Annotated in this window: 20 protein-coding genes and 1 pseudogene; 16 read left to right on the top strand and 5 right to left on the bottom strand. The window is 34.5% G+C overall.

Features of this window, described 5'->3' with window-relative positions; all coding sequences use genetic code 11:
• Positions 1–30: 30 nt before the first annotated feature.
• Positions 31–315, bottom strand: a pseudogene (locus ASJ81_RS16260) (DUF6444 domain-containing protein); the annotation flags it as partial.
• 272 nt (positions 316–587) lie between these two features.
• Between ASJ81_RS16260 and ASJ81_RS24690 the strand changes: the two are divergent.
• On the top strand, positions 588–803 hold the full coding sequence (locus tag ASJ81_RS24690) for an outer membrane lipoprotein-sorting protein (protein WP_170943352.1): 216 nt from the start codon (positions 588–590) through the stop codon (positions 801–803).
• Between the two features lie 556 nt (positions 804–1,359).
• Here ASJ81_RS24690 and ASJ81_RS16270 read toward each other — a convergent pair.
• Positions 1,360–1,743 carry an ArsR/SmtB family transcription factor gene (locus ASJ81_RS16270; protein ID WP_095645279.1) on the bottom strand — a complete coding sequence of 128 codons (384 nt, stop codon included), beginning with the start codon at positions 1,741–1,743 and terminating at the stop codon, positions 1,360–1,362.
• Positions 1,744–2,446: 703 nt separating this feature from the next.
• Here ASJ81_RS16270 and tsaA point away from each other — a divergent pair.
• The 3 genes from tsaA (at position 2,447) to ASJ81_RS22915 (ending at position 4,428) form a co-directional block, all read left to right on the top strand.
• Positions 2,447–3,412: a tRNA (N6-threonylcarbamoyladenosine(37)-N6)-methyltransferase TrmO gene (tsaA, locus tag ASJ81_RS16275; RefSeq protein WP_095645280.1), complete on the top strand. Its 966-nt coding sequence runs from the start codon at positions 2,447–2,449 to the stop codon at positions 3,410–3,412.
• 86 nt (positions 3,413–3,498) lie between these two features.
• Positions 3,499–4,038, top strand: a complete 540-nt coding sequence (locus ASJ81_RS16280; RefSeq protein ID WP_095645281.1) for a GyrI-like domain-containing protein — start codon at positions 3,499–3,501, stop codon at positions 4,036–4,038.
• Positions 4,039–4,281: 243 nt separating this feature from the next.
• Complete coding sequence (locus ASJ81_RS22915; protein ID WP_170943353.1) at positions 4,282–4,428, top strand: hypothetical protein; 147 nt, start codon at positions 4,282–4,284, stop codon at positions 4,426–4,428.
• Between the two features lie 40 nt (positions 4,429–4,468).
• On the opposite strand, the gene ASJ81_RS16290 is transcribed toward ASJ81_RS22915, so the two are convergent.
• Positions 4,469–4,996 carry a metal-dependent hydrolase gene (locus tag ASJ81_RS16290; protein ID WP_095645283.1) on the bottom strand — a complete coding sequence of 176 codons (528 nt, stop codon included), beginning with the start codon at positions 4,994–4,996 and terminating at the stop codon, positions 4,469–4,471.
• 793 nt (positions 4,997–5,789) lie between these two features.
• Here ASJ81_RS16290 and ASJ81_RS23870 point away from each other — a divergent pair.
• From ASJ81_RS23870 to ASJ81_RS16330, 8 genes are all read left to right on the top strand, one after another.
• On the top strand, positions 5,790–6,041 hold the full coding sequence (locus ASJ81_RS23870) for an SAM-dependent methyltransferase (RefSeq protein ID WP_245860226.1): 252 nt from the start codon (positions 5,790–5,792) through the stop codon (positions 6,039–6,041).
• A gap of 495 nt (positions 6,042–6,536) precedes the next feature.
• Positions 6,537–7,217: a pyruvate kinase alpha/beta domain-containing protein gene (locus ASJ81_RS16300; RefSeq protein WP_095645284.1), complete on the top strand. Its 681-nt coding sequence runs from the start codon at positions 6,537–6,539 to the stop codon at positions 7,215–7,217.
• 156 nt (positions 7,218–7,373) lie between these two features.
• Positions 7,374–8,153, top strand: coding sequence for a PhzF family phenazine biosynthesis protein (locus tag ASJ81_RS16305; RefSeq protein ID WP_095645285.1), 780 nt, complete (start codon positions 7,374–7,376; stop codon positions 8,151–8,153).
• A 130-nt stretch (positions 8,154–8,283) separates the two neighbouring features.
• Positions 8,284–9,009, top strand: coding sequence for a class I SAM-dependent methyltransferase (locus ASJ81_RS16310; protein WP_095645286.1), 726 nt, complete (start codon positions 8,284–8,286; stop codon positions 9,007–9,009).
• A gap of 175 nt (positions 9,010–9,184) precedes the next feature.
• Positions 9,185–9,670 (top strand): GNAT family N-acetyltransferase, encoded by a 486-nt coding sequence (locus tag ASJ81_RS16315; RefSeq protein WP_095645287.1) that lies wholly within the window; start codon positions 9,185–9,187, stop codon positions 9,668–9,670.
• A gap of 257 nt (positions 9,671–9,927) precedes the next feature.
• Positions 9,928–10,452, top strand: a complete 525-nt coding sequence (locus ASJ81_RS16320; protein WP_095645288.1) for a GrpB family protein — start codon at positions 9,928–9,930, stop codon at positions 10,450–10,452.
• Between the two features lie 430 nt (positions 10,453–10,882).
• The gene (locus ASJ81_RS16325) at positions 10,883–11,629 is read left to right on the top strand and encodes a class I SAM-dependent methyltransferase (RefSeq protein WP_212556098.1); all 747 of its coding nucleotides are present in this window, start codon (positions 10,883–10,885) and stop codon (positions 11,627–11,629) included.
• 85 nt (positions 11,630–11,714) lie between these two features.
• Positions 11,715–12,251 (top strand): AAA family ATPase, encoded by a 537-nt coding sequence (locus tag ASJ81_RS16330; protein ID WP_095645289.1) that lies wholly within the window; start codon positions 11,715–11,717, stop codon positions 12,249–12,251.
• 153 nt (positions 12,252–12,404) lie between these two features.
• Here the strand turns inward: ASJ81_RS16330 and ASJ81_RS22920 are convergent, their stop codons facing one another.
• Complete coding sequence (locus ASJ81_RS22920) at positions 12,405–12,545, bottom strand: hypothetical protein (protein ID WP_155396760.1); 141 nt, start codon at positions 12,543–12,545, stop codon at positions 12,405–12,407.
• Between the two features lie 194 nt (positions 12,546–12,739).
• Here ASJ81_RS22920 and ASJ81_RS23875 point away from each other — a divergent pair, with 194 nt between their 5' ends.
• Both ASJ81_RS23875 and ASJ81_RS16340 read left to right on the top strand, forming a co-directional pair.
• Complete coding sequence (locus ASJ81_RS23875) at positions 12,740–12,880, top strand: hypothetical protein (protein ID WP_245860227.1); 141 nt, start codon at positions 12,740–12,742, stop codon at positions 12,878–12,880.
• Between the two features lie 351 nt (positions 12,881–13,231).
• Positions 13,232–13,615 carry a nuclear transport factor 2 family protein gene (locus ASJ81_RS16340; protein ID WP_095645290.1) on the top strand — a complete coding sequence of 128 codons (384 nt, stop codon included), beginning with the start codon at positions 13,232–13,234 and terminating at the stop codon, positions 13,613–13,615.
• A 220-nt stretch (positions 13,616–13,835) separates the two neighbouring features.
• On the opposite strand, the gene ASJ81_RS16345 is transcribed toward ASJ81_RS16340, so the two are convergent.
• The gene (locus ASJ81_RS16345) at positions 13,836–14,165 is read right to left on the bottom strand and encodes a hypothetical protein (RefSeq protein WP_095645291.1); all 330 of its coding nucleotides are present in this window, start codon (positions 14,163–14,165) and stop codon (positions 13,836–13,838) included.
• A 546-nt stretch (positions 14,166–14,711) separates the two neighbouring features.
• On the opposite strand from ASJ81_RS16345, the gene ASJ81_RS16350 reads away from it, so the two are divergent.
• Together ASJ81_RS16350 and ASJ81_RS16355 are read left to right on the top strand one after the other, a co-directional pair.
• On the top strand, positions 14,712–15,326 hold the full coding sequence (locus ASJ81_RS16350) for a transglutaminase-like domain-containing protein (RefSeq protein WP_095645292.1): 615 nt from the start codon (positions 14,712–14,714) through the stop codon (positions 15,324–15,326).
• A gap of 94 nt (positions 15,327–15,420) precedes the next feature.
• Positions 15,421–16,458 carry a GNAT family N-acetyltransferase gene (locus ASJ81_RS16355; protein WP_095645293.1) on the top strand — a complete coding sequence of 346 codons (1,038 nt, stop codon included), beginning with the start codon at positions 15,421–15,423 and terminating at the stop codon, positions 16,456–16,458.
• The last annotated feature ends 118 nt before the right edge of the window (positions 16,459–16,576 follow it).

Below are 16,576 nucleotides of genomic sequence, written 5' to 3' on the forward strand. Positions count from 1 at the left end.
GCAGCAGTTCAAAGAATGCTCTATTACCTAATCAGGATTATCAACCATTTTAAGAGTTGTTCCTGGATGACCTTCTTGACCTCCAGGGTTCTTTTCGCTCTTTTTACGGAGACTCTTGGGATTAGGTTTTCCTTTGACAAAAAAATCAGTAGAAGGAGGTTTACTGCTGTTTCTGCTATTTTGATTTAAGCGAGATTCTAAAACTTGCAATTTTTCACTAAGCTGTTTTATTTGAGATTCAAGACTCTCAATGTAAGTTGCAATAACTTCAGGATTTGAAGTACACAGAGCAAGAATCTCTTCACGTTTCATCAAAGATAGAAATAACTCATTGTAAATCCAATTTTTCCTCGAAAAGAGGAAAAATTGTGTAGCCCTAAAAAGGCTACCTGAATAGTAACAAATAAATTATTCAATTTATTTTTCGCAGTAAAACTACTGGGTTTGATATTTTTTAAATTATGCGCTTAATTTTCAGTATTAGAAATGCCTTATTTTTCGTTTATCAAGCGTGCTATTAACTATAATAAATTAAAAAAGGTATACGGCACTAAAATTGTTTTTGGAATAATATCAACCAACTAATAGTGCACGACCCAAATGTAGCTCTAATTGGAAAACAACAACTGAATAAAGAGAGATACTTGTTAAAAATTAAACCCGGAAATAGTAGTAATACCTATAATTTAATGCAAACTAATAAAATTTGGGTTGACCAGGAGACATGGGTACTTCTAAAATACGACACATATGATAAGAATGGCAATCTCACAATGACTATACAGGTTCAGGACCTAAAGTAAACACTGGAATTCCTGGTTCTGAATTTGTTTTTGAGATCCCATGTGAGGCAAAAATAATTGAGTATGTTAAGTGCATTCTTTAATGTCGCGTAATTTATAATGGGAAGTGATGATCGTTGAACAAAATTGACGAATGCCTAAATAAAAATAAGAAGTTGTATTATATTTCACGACTGATTATCTTTTTTTTTGCATCAAGTATTATTACGGGATATATGCATAGTGACATAACATACGGAATAAAAAACGGGATTGTTACTGTGGCCGGATTTACAATGTTTATAATCTTATATGAGAGGCACAAAAACAAAAAAAATGATTGACGCATGATTGGACTTGAATGTGCATTCAAAAAACATATTCAAGAACTGAATATATCCTATTTTCCAGAGTAAAACTTCCACATTTTCCGTAGATGAGAAAACAATCAAAGTACTGAGATTGATGGGGAAAAATACGAAGAAAATTATGTGTGAAAAATAGTGCGGAAGTAGGATTCAAAAAAGATTTATAAGATTTACTATAAAACAATTTTATTAAGATTTAGTTTCCTGAATTACTGTTTACGTTCCAAGAAAGACTTCGAGAGCTGTTCTCTTTGCTTTGCTTCCCAAACTTTCTTTTCAATAACTTTATTTTCTCTATAAATTTTTTCAATTGATTTGATATAATTTTTTCCATTTTCACTTATTTCATAAGTGCCGTGGTGTGTTTTTTCCACCAGATTACTATCTTTTAATTCGGCTAAATGATTGGCTAGTGCCGATTTTTTAATATCTATCTGTTCAAGAAGCATTTGGAATGTCGAAGGTCCGTTTAAAAGAAGGACTAAAATCGTAAATCGGTTAATATGGGCGATTGTTTTTAAAATAGAAACGATATCATCGGAAAAACTAATTAGAAATTCTTGTGATGGATCCAAGTCGCTTTTTTTATCCATAACTAAGTTGTTTTTTTAATTAAATAAATATTTTTTCTAAACTACTAGACTCAGTACCAAAATCTAGTGATGAATGTAAAACTCAAAATCACTAGATTTTATAAATGGTCACCATCCATGTAATACAACTTAGTGATTCAAGTCTTTAGATAGCGAATATCGATTTTGATAAAAACTGGATTCTTCTTGCTAATTAAGACTTTCTATCAAAAATGCAAAAATCACTGGATTTTGGAACAGAGTCAAACTACTACCTTGAGATATTTTATTCTGGACCTGCGGTTCACAAAAACGTGGAATATTATTCCACTAAAGAGTGAATCTTTAATACCATGAATTCCAACCTCTATATGCAATTATTTTGCTTACACATTTGAAACGTAAACCAAACACAAACTAAAAGCAAATCAAACAAAATCAAAAATAATAAAAAATAATCAAACACGATGATTGATGATCGAAGATGATGAGAAACGATAAAACATACGAGCAACGATAAAACATACGAGCAACGATCAAACATACGAATAACGATCAAACATAATGAGAAACGATAAAACACAATAGATAACAAACGGATACATATTTTAAACAATTTCCAGACACAATAAATAACGAATTGATACATATTTGCAGCTTTCAGTTTTTATCTTACTGGTTTTTCAGTTCATTGCGTAAGTAAAAAGTTAGAGGAGAACTTAACGTGGAAATCAAACTGAAAATCGTGGAAGAACATCAAGTAGCTAGTATTTCTCATGAAGGTTCGGTAGAGGACATGGGAGAAATAATCGGAGAATTAGCAGGATGGATCAAGCAAAAAGGACTCCTAATTACTCAACCCCCTTTTTCGGTATATTACACTAGCCCAACTGAAGTACAGCCAGAAAAAATGAAATATGAGGTTGGCATACCCTTTCAGGGCGATGCATACGGCGATGAGAGAGTAAAAATAAAAATTATGCCAAAACACAAAATTTTATCAGCTATCCACAAAGGTCCCTATGAAGAAATAGGTTCAGTGTACGCTGAGATGATGCAGTACATTATTGAAAGTGGTCGTGAGATGATTGGAGCTCCGCGAGAAGTTTACATTAACACTCCGGGGGAAGTTCCTGATGAAGAGCTCCTGACAGAAGTTATATTTCCTGTTATAAGTTTAGAAAGTTCTGAAGATTCAAGCAACTATTCAATTTTAAGAGGACAACCTGAAGAGCTCACAAAACAAGAAAATCCCATTAAGATTTCTCCAATCGGATATGTAAGGAAAGATGGTATGAAGACATCCCTGGAAATTATTGATAAATACATTCCCGGTTTAAAAGAATTAAATAATTTCAGTCATGTAATCGTGCTCTGGTGGGCAAATATGATTGACAATAGCGAACATCGGAATGTGCTTCAGGTTTATCCTCCATATTCACTGGATAGACTAACCGGGATATTTGCAACTCGTGCAGAATACCGTCCAAACCCCATATCAATAACAATATGCAAAATAGAAGATCTTAACGAAAAAGAAGGGATCTTACATGTATCCAATCTTGATGCTTGTGATGGAACCCCTATTATAGATTTAAAAGCTTATTTTCCCTCGTTTGACAGAGTGGAAAAACCAGAAATCCCCAGATGGCTTTCTTTCCTCTGGCCAGATTGGGCTTATGGTCAGTAAGGATAAAAAACAAGTAGTTAATAGGGGTTAACTTAAAGTGTACTATCGAGAAGTACATTTTTTGTTTTTTTTTCGGAAGAATGCATATGGCTACCAATAACTTTCCAAAACCCCTGAAAATAGAAATCATTGATGAAGGACCCTTGAAATTAATAGGTTGCGTCTATTACGGTAATCCGTTTCATTTAAAAGAAGAATGGGATGTAGAAAATGAAATTGGACTACTCTGGAAGCGTTTTTATGACCTGTATGAGAAATCTGGCGAAAAACTTGAAAAAAATACAGTGAATGACGTTACTTATGAGGCACATATCCAACCAGATGACTATGATGAGACTGGAAAATTTTACGTATATGTAGGCCTTGAAGTCAAGAAAATCGATGAAATGCCCCTCGAAATGTTTTGCAAGATTTTTCCCTCCACTAAGTACGCAGTGTTCACCTTCAAAGGAAGAGAAATGTTCAGAGGAGGGGAATTCATCTGGAAAGAATGGTTGCCTGATTCTGAATACGAAGAAGCCTATCCCTATTTGATATTAGCTTATCATAAAAACCGTTACTTTGGATTGGATAACGAAAACTCAGAAGTTGAGTACTATATTCCTATAAAATCAAAAATGGGCTAATTTTTCGGTATTCTTAGGTCTCTTAGTTTTCTTTTTTATATTTAATTAAAGTCTGCCGTCCCTTTTTTGAAGACCAAAAAGGTATAATTTAATATTTGAAAAACATAAGAAACCTTCAAACCAAAATTGTGCTGACTTACCTTGCTGCAAACAACAGAATATATCCCAAACACCACTCAAAAATCCGATAAAGGAAATAATAACCCAAATAGTTTAATTTGGTCAGAAATTAGTGACCGAAAAATGAAACCGATAAATTATATTATCGTCAACGGTTACTGGGAAGTTTTCCATCCCCACAGCAAGCTAGCCAGGTATCTGAGTGAAATAAAAGGTGAGATTAAAAATCTAGACGATATTATCAAGTTGTGGAATCCAAAATGTTTCTGAGACAGCTTTTTTAATAGATTTTTAGACATTCTTTTCTACTTTAGAGTTTGCTTTGTCTATATTTTATTAACCAGTGTAAAGTCAACATAACTATAACTACCATTCCTATAATTTCAGGAATAAAAGCACGAGAGAGCTCAAGCTCAAAAGACTTTTCTAACATGTTGGATAAATATTCTATTCCTGTGTAGTCAGAGTGATCTTTAGGAAAACTTAATCCGAGGAAGGGCCAAAATAAAGTTGCAGGTTTTGCCCACATCTGGTCTTCCATAAGGTGAAAAAATGACCCTGAAGCAAGGGAGAGAACTTTGATATCTCTTTTTTTATTATACAAGTACAAACCTATCAGGAAGAAAACAAAGGATAACAATAAGGTATGCCCTATAATACGTCCATTTTCAAAGGTAGAAGCAAAGATAACTCTGCCTAGAGGTTTATCTATTAAGTCAGGAAGAAGAGCTCCAATAGCCAGATATCTTGGATCTATGATAGTTCTTATCCGTGGTACAAAAATTCCAAGTCCAAAAAATATCCCTAATGTAACCCCAATATGTCCAAAAAGAAGCATCAAATATTAAACATTTCTTCTTTTATATAGAAACAGCGCCTGTTTTGTAAGGTTGAAAATAATTGCTCAATTAGAAAGTAGCTATGCCACAGCAAAAGAAACATCAAGCTTATGTGATATCAAATTTATGTGATATCAAGCTTATGTGATATCAAGCTTATGTGATATCAAATTTATGTGATTTCAAGCTTATGTGATATCAAATTTATGTGATATCAACAAATGTTTCTAAATTTTGGATATATTGCGCCAGATAAGTGAATGCAGACTATCCACTCAAAAAAGTGAAGAGCCACTTTTTCTATTGAATTGTTCCTGGGAATATTTAATGCGCCTTTTTTCAAAAGTCAAACCTGGATAAATTGAACATAAATGTTTACGCCCGTATGACAACTCCACAATAGTTATAAACCTGCTTTCGGCAGGTCGACATAAAAATCCATTCAATTTTTCTATTGATATCGTTTTTTTCAGAACTATTTAAATTAAATTTAAATTAAAAATTACTAAATGTTAACCATAACATTATTAATATATATTTGTAACAAAAGGAGAGAAACGACAAATCAGAATAGATATTTAGTCCTCATGATACTGATTTTTAACTAAAACTACAAAAACTAATGATGAAGAATATTTAAGTGTTAGAATGTGCTTGCTGCCGAATGTAGGTTATAAAGCAGACTGTATAGAATAATAAAAAATTGACAAATGAAAGGTGTCAAAAAATGCTTAAAAAGAACTGCAAATACGATACTGATCTCTTAAGAAAAATATGATGGGCCCAAATTCGATGAAAATCGTTGAGAAATTGTCAGATTCTTTAAATATTGAGAAAGGAATGCGCGTACTTGATCTTGGCTGCGAGCGAGGATTAACCTCAATTTTCCTGGCAAAAGAGTATAATGTCATAGTTTTCGCAGCTGGCTTCTGGATCAGTGCAGCTGAGAATTATGACAGAATCAAGGCAATAGGACTGGAAGAAACGATAATTCCGATACATGCTGAAGTCCACGATTTACCATTTGCCAATGAGTTTTTTTGACATCGTTATATGTGTTGATGCCTATAACTATTTCGGAGTCGAAGAAAACTATTTGTCAAAGTATCTTGCTCCACTTTTAAAAAAGGAGGACAAATAGGAATTGCATTTCCTGGGTTGAAGGAAGAGTTCACAAACGGGGTGCCGGTTGAGTTACAGCCGTACTGGTTTAAGGATGTGAACAGTTTACATTCTTGTAACTGGTGATATAATCTCTGAAAAAAATGTGATTCGGTAAGTATCCAGGAACGTAAAGAGTTAAAATGTTTTGAAGAGGCGTGGCAAGACGGGCTGCGTGCGACAATGAATACGCTCGCAGGAATGTTGAAATGATGGAGACTGAGGGTGGAATTTAATTTAATCTGGTTTCAATTGTAGCTACGAAGTTGTAAGTTTAAAATCTTTTGAAGAACTCTCGCCTGATCTTTTGGCGGTATATAACATGATTTGCCTGCCTTCCAACCAATAAATACACACGATTAAGGGAATGTGAAACGTATGCGAGTTTTTGAAAGACCTGGTCCAGTTAACACAGATGAGGTTGTTAACCTTGTTAGAGAAAAATCAAGTTTTGTTAAATATATTGTTGTTGCTTCCATAACTGGGGAGAGTGCTGTAAAAATTGCCCGAAATATTACCAATAAGACCATAATTTGTGTTACCTGTCCTCAGGGTATGTATTGGGAAATAGATCAAATGGAAAAAGATGTTTTTAGTGATATTCCTGAGCTGGAGGATATAAAAAATAATTGGGTACAGGAGGGATTACACCGTGTTCCGATGAACATTACCGAAAAAAACAGAGTTATACTGGATCAACTTGATGTAAAAATGATTCAGGGAACAATTCCTTTTTTCGGACCTAGTTTTTCTATGAGATTGCATCTCCACCAGGTCACATCCCTCGATATCATAGCAAAAACACTTGAGCTAATTTCTCCGGGGACTTTAGTATGTTTAGAAAGTGTATTGATGTCAACTGACGCTGGAATTATTCCTGAAGGGGAGCTTGTGCTAGCATGTGCAGGTACTGAGAGAGGGCTCGATACTGCCTGGATAATGAGAAGTTGTGCCTCGGCAAATATGTTTCACCCCTCAAAAGGGTTCAGGTTTGTTGAGCTACTGGCAAAGCCAGGAATTGCTTTGCAACCTGATATAAATATTGAATATTTGAGATAAAGGATCAATCGTACACAGCGGACTCCAAATCATCTGACAGCCAACATAATTACATTTCTCGCTATGTAGATAGTGCTATCAATTAGGACATAGCCATTACAGATCAGTAGTAGAACATAGCATTCCAGAAACCATCATTTCAGGAGAGAATTCACTATGAGGATCTACCAGGTAGACACATTCACAGAAAAACCATTTTCGGGAAATCCAGCAGGCGTATGTGTTCTAAATGAGAAACCGGAAGAGAAATTAATGCAGAACATAGCTCGTGAGATGAACCTGTCTGAGACTGCGTTTCTTATTAAAGAAGGTGAGAGGTACAATCTGAGATGGTTTACCCCAAACGCAGAAGTCGACCTGTGCGGACATGCAACATTAGCAAGTGCTCATATTCTATGGGAAAAAGGATACTTAAGGAAAGACATCGAGGTAAAGTTCAGCACAAAAAGCGGTTTATTGACAGCAAAAACGAGTGATGGCTGGATTGAACTAAATTTTCCGGCACTACCTGAAGAAAAAACAGAACCTTCAGTAGAGTTATTGGAAGCGCTTGGAACTCAAGCAACCTACGTTGGGAAGAATAAGTTTGATTATCTGATAGAAGTTGAGTCCGAAGAGATAGTCACAACGATGAAGCCAGATTTCATGAAACTTTTGAAAGTACCGACAAGAGGAGTAATTGTTACAAGCAGAGCCAAGGAGTATGACTTTGTGTCAAGATTTTTTGCGCCACAAATAGGTGTATTGGAAGATCCAGTTACAGGATCGGCTCACTGCTGTTTGGGACCCTACTGGCAAAAAAAGCTTAACAAAGATGAGTTTATTGCCTATCAAGCTTCGAAACGCGGTGGCATCCTGAGAGTAAACGTTGCCGATAACAGAGTTTTAATTTCTGGAAAAGCGATAACAGTACTGGAAGGAGAATTATTGATATAAAAATAAGAAGCCGCCGGCATAACAATAAATGACGGAGCACCAGAATCTGAGATATCGTACAAAATAGACCTGGAATATGAATATTTTTGATTTAGCAAGATAATTTTATTTGACAGGAGTCTGCTGATTAATGAGAGTAGATAGCATAAACCACTGGGATATTGCTGCTGAAACTTATAGTGAAGAAAACAATCAGGGAAGAAATTTTCATTCTCAAATATACCTAGCTGCTGTCAATGAGTTATTAGGAAATGTAAAAGGAAAATATGTTCTCGATGCAGGATGCGGTGACGGTTTTTTTTCGCTAGAACTTGCACGAAAAGGAGCGTCAGTTACAGCTGTTGACGGTTCAGATGCTATGTTAAACATAGCAAAACGCAAGCATGTCCACCATAATCTTCAATATTACAATATGGACTTGACCAGGAAGTTAGCTTTTGAAGATAGGTTCTTTGACATTGCTGTGGCCAATATGTTACTGATGGATATTCCTGAGATTGAATCATTTGTTTTTGAAGTAGCCCGGGTATTAAAAAAGCCTGGGACTTTTATTTTCTCAATAACACACCCATGCTTCTTTTTAAGTGATTGGGAGGAAAACAAAAATAACATTAAAATGTACAAAAAAATTGGAAACTATCTGGATGAAAAAGTAGAAGAGCTAAATTTTTGGGGCAAAACACTACACTATCACAGACCTTTATCAAAGTATACAGAAGCAATTGAAAAAGCAGGAATGTACGTAAGTTCACTTAGAGAACCAGTCCCTTCAAGAAAGTCAATAGAACTATACCCGGAACAGGAGTATCATTATAGAATTCCATCATTTTTAGTGATAAGGGCAAAATCGATATAAGCTTCTGACTTTACCTAAGGGTTCAGAAGGGCCTGGAATGTAGAGAAGGGATAGCAACACGACAAACCGAACTACTGGCGCGTTTAGTGTGATTTTCAAAGAGTCAAGCACTGCGATGATAATCGATATTAATGGAAAAATGTGAGTTTTATTTATTTACAGGAAGGGGAATTGAATGGAAGTATATGGTGGTCTTCAGTTTGAAAGGTTTACGGAAGAGGATGTTGATATCCTTACACCCGTAATGAAAAGTGCATTTGATGAAGATACTCAAAGGCATTTGAATAAGCCAACCGGGGGTCCTGATGGCTATGATAACGGAGATTTTCTACGCAAATATGCTCTAAATCCTGCTTCTCAAGCATATAAAATTTCTAAAGACGATAAACCGATCGGTGCTGTAATAGTCTGGATAAGAGAAAATAATGTAAACTTCTTAGGGAATATTTTTATTGATCCGAAGTTACAGGATAAAGGACTGGGGTTGATAATTTGGAAATTCATAGAATCAAAATATCCTGATGCTGTAAAATGGTACACAGATACGCCAGGTTTTTCCAGAAGAAACCATAATTTTTACATAAATAAATGTGGATTTAAGGTTGTAAAAATCAAAAATCCCAGAGACAAATACAATGGAACTTCATTGGTCATCGGTTAAGGAAAAATCGTTATCAATTGCATTGATTTTCATAAAATTTATTAAATTATTCATCAAATGCAAAACTGGAATCTGATATCGATTTCAATTTAAACACTAAACATTTGGGTTTGAGTTTTTCCGTCGAAATCGAGATCAGCAGCTCAAAATCCTTAACCGAATACAAATGAATGGAACTTATATCCTGGAAAAGCAGATGAAATAATTATTATTTGTTGTGTTTTCCAATATTTCAAGTATTTTTCAGGAGAATAAGTATGGATGTAAAAATGAAAGGCACCGTAAGAGTTGTACCATACGATTATGAGTGGAAAAACGAATTTTTGAAAATAAAAGCAATGATCGTTGATTGTGCTGGTGACCTTATAGTTGGTGTTGAGCATGTCGGAAGCACAGCAGTTGAAGGTCTTGCTTCAAAACCTATTATCGATATTGACGTAGTCATTGATTCATATGATGTTTTTCCGGCTGTAAAAGACAGACTTTCAAAGATAGGATTTGAACACGAAGGAAATCTGGGTGTTGAAGGCAGAGAGGCTTTTAAAAGAACCTTTGTGGACGATTTCATGCCTTACCACATGTACGTATGTCCAAAAGAAGGTAAAGGTCATCTTGAGCATATAGCTTTTCGCGATTACTTAAGGGATCATCCGGAAGCTGTGAAAGCTTATGGGGAACTCAAAGTGAGATTAGCTGAACAGTTCAGAACTGATATTACATCTTATGTAAATGCTAAGCACGAATTTGTGCAAAGCATCCTTAGAAATGTAAATAAAAAATAAAAATATCGGTTTTATCGGTTTATTGGAATTGTAAATAGAATTGTAAATAGAAATTGGTATATTCCCACATTGATTTATATTTGATGCTTTTTATAGAGTTGGTTCTGAAATCCTCCCATTCGAATTATTAAGAATATCTCAGAATCATTTTTGTGATTTGTTTTTGTGATCAGAATCTTAAGTGACCATTTTTAAGTGACAATTCTTAAGTGACAATTTTTAAGTGACAATTCTTAAGTGACAATTTTTAAGTGACAATTTTTAAGTGACAATTTTTAAGTGACAATTCTTAAGTGACCATTCTTAAGTGACAATTCTTAAGTGACCATTCTTAAGTGACAATTCTTAAGTGACTATTCAAAATGTAAGATCAAAAGAAAATGATTTTGAGTTTTTGGGTCTTCTCATTTACTATTGGAAGGGATGACTTGTGGACATTAATTATAACGAACTGGCAAAGAAGTATGATTTAACAAGAAAAGAGAACATAGACACAATAAACCGATTTTTGGAAAGTCTATCTTGTTCTGAAGGAACAAACGTACTTGATTTTGGTTGTGGAACTGGGAATTTCACCTGTGCTCTGAAGCGGATAACAAACGCTAATGTGTATGGGGTTGAACCGGCTGATGAGATGAGACAAAAAGCCATTGACAAAAGTGAGGATGTCGTTTTCAAAAAAGGCAACCATGAAAAAATACCATTTGAGGACAGCTTTTTCGATTTTATATATATGACTGATGTAATACATCATATACCAGATATTGGTATAATGTTTAAAGAGTTGAATAGAGTACTTAAACAGGGGGGCTCTCTCTGTATTGTTACCGAGTCCCATAAACAAATAGAATCAAGGTTCTGGGTAAAATATTTTCCAACAATTGTAGAAGTGGAAAAGAAAAGATATCCAGATATTCCTGAAATTATAGAAAGTGCCATCAACAACGGTTTTGTATTTTCAAAAACAGAGACTACAGATGCAAATCACAAGCATTCAATCTCTCAGAATTTTTTCATGTTGGTAGAAAACAGAGGATATTCCATGTTTCATTTGATCAGTAATGATGACTATGAATGCGGCCTTGCTGATTTAAGAAACGATTTCAATAAACAGGTTGAAATCGAATATAACCATGGAGAGACTTTTGTGTGGTTAAAAAAACCATTTAAGGGCTGATAACTGTCAATTTCTTCTTTGTGGGACTCATGACAGGAAATTTGGAAAAATTCTAGCAAAAAACGGAATCTAGCTGTGATAAAGTATGGTTAGCAGAATACATATTCTGGGAGCGTCAGGTTCGGGTACTACTACTCTTGCTAAAGCACTAGCAAACGAGCTAGAGTATAAGCATTTTGATACGGATGATTATTATTGGATTCCATCAGAAATACCGTTTACCAGGCCCAGGCCTCTTGAAGAGCGGCAGTCCCTTTTAAAGAAAGATCTGAAGAACCATGACAGCTGGATTTTATCAGGATCACTATGCGGATGGGGCGATATATTTATCCCGCATTTCGAGCTGGTTATTTACCTGTGGATACTCCGGGATATTAGAATTAGCAGGCTGGTAAAAAGAGAAAAAGAGAGATACGGTTCGGCTATTGAGCCCGGAGGAAACAGGCATGAGTTATCTAGTGAGTTTGTAAAGTGGGCCGAAAAGTATGATGAAGGCGGTATAGAAATCAGAAGCAAAAGACTTCACGAAATCTGGCTTTCCAGACTGGAGTGCCCGATACTAAGAATTGAGAGAGATATGACCGTAAAAGAACGTGTGAATATTGTCATGAGTATAATTTGATGAATACATGGCTTGTGTTAGCGACCAGTATATAGCAAACTAGAAAAGGATTATTTCTCTTTTTCTTTGACTTTATTTAAAAAAGTATATAAATGTAAATGAATTTAACTTAATAAAAGGATCAAATCAAGTCCTTTGTTTGTAACATACCGTTTATTTGGGTCTTTTACTTTCATCGGGTTCCTCTTCTATATTTATTTGTTCTGCTGTATCTTCTCTTTTTTCATCTATTGATTCTAGTTTTTCCAGTAATTCTTTTTCTTTATTATCATTCTTTACTTTTTTTGCTGGCATTGTTTCACCTCAATAGTTTTATGTCTGCTAAAGTAATAAATATACTGAAATGCTTACTGATGCTGAATTATTACAAAGGTGCAGACGGTGGCCAGATGACTTTTTGGACCTGTTATTCTGACAGGGTTTCAAAGAAACACACTCATGAGTTTGACAAGTACACGGTTTGTGTTAGTGGCTAGTATACGGCAGTATTGAATGACGAGGAGTTTGTTCTTAATTCCAGGGACGAATTATTCATTCCGAAGGGAACAGAACATTTGGGAAAATGTATTGCAGGAACGAGAACTATTCATACATTTGGGGGAAAAAGGGTTCAAATAACTGCAGAATAACGAATATGCAGAAAAAGGATTACATAAAAATGAAAAACGTTTTGTGATCAGAAGCTCAAGTGATAATTGCAAATTCGAGATTAAAGAAGCAACTTTTAGTTTTGGGATTAGCTCACTCACTGCAATATTGATAAGCGTTAGATTAGTATTAATTGATTAAGCGTTAGATTAGTATTAATTGATTAAGCGTTAGATTAGTATTAATTGATTAAGCGTTAGATTAGTATTAATTGATTAAGCGTTAGATTAGTATAGAAAGTTTTAATAAATGTTATTACATTGTATAATAATGGCTATTGTCCTGTATGGAACTAATTATGTACCATTTAACTGTAGATAATAAGTGAGAATATGAGATGCGACTTATATCAAAAAATTATTGAAAATTATATTGATGCCTATAATAGTTTTGATATTGACAGAATGCTTTCAAATATGCATGATGAAATAAAGTTTGAAAATATTTCCAATGGAGAAATTAACCTAACAACAAATGGTATTGAAGAATTTAAGAGCCAGGCAGAGCAAGCCAAACAATTATTTAAAGAAAGAAATCAGCAGATTACAGATATTAAATTTAACACTGACCAGGTTGAAGTGCTAATTGATTATTGCGGAATTTTAGCGGTCGATTTTTCAGATGAACTTAAAGCTGGAGATATAATTGAATTAAAAGGTAGTTCAATTTTCAGATTTAAAGATGACAAAATAATTGAATTAAAAGATATCAGTTAAAAATAAAATAAATACAATAAAGTACATCAAATGACATAGTAAAGCAAAAATTTTGGTTTTACTTCCTCTCTACAAAATTTTCACATTTTAAGTTTCCGGTATCATTTTTATATCCTGTATTGGAAAAGGAAAACATCATAACTGGCCAATGTAAAACAATTAAACATCAGCCAGTCAGAATTTTTTGTTTAGATTCAATTTTCACTATGATTATACTTTCTTATTTCCAGTACCAGTAGCCAGGGATCCAGTATTTATCAAAGGTATACCAGAAAGACTTGTGTTTTTTATCTTTGTTGTGTTTTACTTTTTTATACCCCCAGTGACCTTGCATAAAGTACTTCTTCTTGCCATAATTGTTGTCATACTTTTTGTCGTTGTAATTGTTCTTACTATCGTACTTATTCTTAGCATCGTACTTTTGCTTACCATCGTACTTTTGCTTACCATCGTATTTGTCATTAACAGGAGCCGCACTTACTGCCGCAGCTGTCACTGACAGCACAAAACAGAGCGCCAGCAAAATACCCAGTATTTTTTTCACTTTCATAATTTACTTACCCCTAAAATATTTACTGTTATTATAGCCTTATTTAAATTATCATCTCGCTGACAATTCACAGCTTGACAATTCCCAGTATAAGCCAGTTAAAATATAAGCATACTTATAAATAAAAATATATAGAAGTCTGTTAATTAATGAAAAACGGAGTTTTGAAAGGTTTAATTAAGGAGAGAAAATTTATAGGAGCTATAATCAGGATAATTCTGGTTAAAATCAGGCAATTATTAAAACAAAGGTTTTAAAACTCTTATTTTATTTATGCTCTAAGTATGACATTAAACTCCAATGTTACTTTTTTAGAGCCGTACATTTAAAAAGGAGCCCATTCTAAACCAATTATATTCCTGAATCCATAAAGTTTCAGAACTGTTCTTTTGCTCAGAAACTCGATTACATTCAAAATATGAAATCCAGAAGAACAATTTGAGTTTCGGAATAGGTTCACAGGCAATTTTAGAAAAGTAGTTTCTCGTATCAAACTTAAATTTCATATAGAAGGGTCTTTTAGTACTTATTGACAGGCGAGTAAAAATGTACACTGAAAGTGATAATCTTCAGGACTACCTCAAAAAGAGTGAAGTTATAGACTTTGATAATAAGCTGATTGTTGATAAGTGCCTTGAACTACGGAAGGGCACTGACGACGAAATCAGCTTGATTAAGAAGGTTTACGAGTTTGTTCGGGATGAGATTAATCATTCGGGCGATATAGGGGAAATGAGTGTTACCTGCAAGGCATCAGAGGTTCTGGAAGCCGGCCATGGGATATGTTGTGCCAAAGCCCATCTGTTTGCAGCCATGCTGAGATGTTTCGGGGTGCCTGCTGGGTTCTGTTATCAGAAACTTTCTTCAAGTCGTGATGTTAATATAAAATTCTTGCATGGCTTAAATGCTGTATATTTAAAAGATCCGGATAAATGGATAAGACTGGATGCAAGAGGCAACAAGCCAGGCCGTGATGCTCAGTTTTCCATATACAAAGAAAAGATTTCCAAGAAAGTAAATAAAGAGCTCGGGGAAGAAGATAGTCCCGTGATCTTCGCAGAGCCCAATCAGACTGTTATTGAAATATTAAAGACAAGTAAAGATATGAAAGAACTATGGGATCAATGGGATCTTGGGCTGAGGGATTTATTTCGCACTTAAGAATTAATTCTAAGTTGGAAAATCGCCTTTAGGTCATCTGTTAGAAAATGACTCTAGACTTCAATTCATAGAAGAATAATTATAAAGGTGAAGCATGAGACCTGAAACTCAATTCGATCAGCTAAATGAAAAATACGTGAATGCAGCAGCGGATTTAATTATGTCTGCATACATCGAAGAAAAAACAGCGATTCCTTTTTTGCCTTACAAAGATGAACACCTATATTTTCTTAGAAAGTTAATTACGAACTTATTTAACAATGGAACAGGCATTGTTGCTGTCAGAAATGAGGAATTAATTGGGTTTATCGCCGGATTTGAAGTTGGAGAACTATTCGGGAAATGTAAAGGAATTTACAGTCCTCTATATGGGCATGGCGGGAAAAAAGAATGTAGAAGCATGATTTATCAGGAGTTATATATGCATGTAGCTGAAAAATGGGTAAGAAATGCTTGTTTTACCCACGCATTAACATTTTTCGCGCATGACACAGAAACTATTGATCTATGGTTTTGGCAGGGATTTGGCCTGCGCTGTGTAGACTCTATTTGTGAATCAAAAAACATTCCTGGAAATAATCCTTCTCCTGAAAATAACTCTTCCCCTGAAAATAATCCTTCTCCTGAAAATAATCCTTCTCCTGAAAATAATCTCTCTAACATTATAATTAAAAAAGTCAATGAGCTTGATATACCAGCTTTAACAAACATTCATAGACAGCATAACATGTATTACAGAAACTCACCTATTTTCATGCCCAGAATAAATGAAGACCCGTTTCAAAATTTAACTGATTGGCTTAAAAAAGCTAACCATCATTTATGGGCAGCTTATCAAGATGAAAAACCTTTGGGGTATATAAAAATTCAACCAGACGCTGAAACTTTTGTTTCGGAACACAAAGACATTATGAACATAACCGGTGCATACGTTCTGGAGAGTGAAAGAAAAGCAGGTACAGGAACTATGTTATTGGGAGCAGTACAGGAGTGGCTTTTAAAAAACGGTTATACTCTTTGCGGAGTAGATTTCGAATCCATAAATATTACGGGAAGCAGGTTTTGGAATAAGCATTTTATTCCTTATGCATATAGCATGGTTAGACGGATTGATGAGAGAATTTCAACATAAGTTAATTCCAAAATAAAGATGGAAATAAAATTATTCCGTTTTAACGTGTTTACACCGATAACAGTGTAGCCGGAATATCAGAACAGAGGGATCGAACTGATATTAATTTTTTTTGAAA

Source organism: Methanosarcina spelaei (genome assembly GCF_002287235.1).
GTDB lineage: Archaea > Halobacteriota > Methanosarcinia > Methanosarcinales > Methanosarcinaceae > Methanosarcina > Methanosarcina spelaei.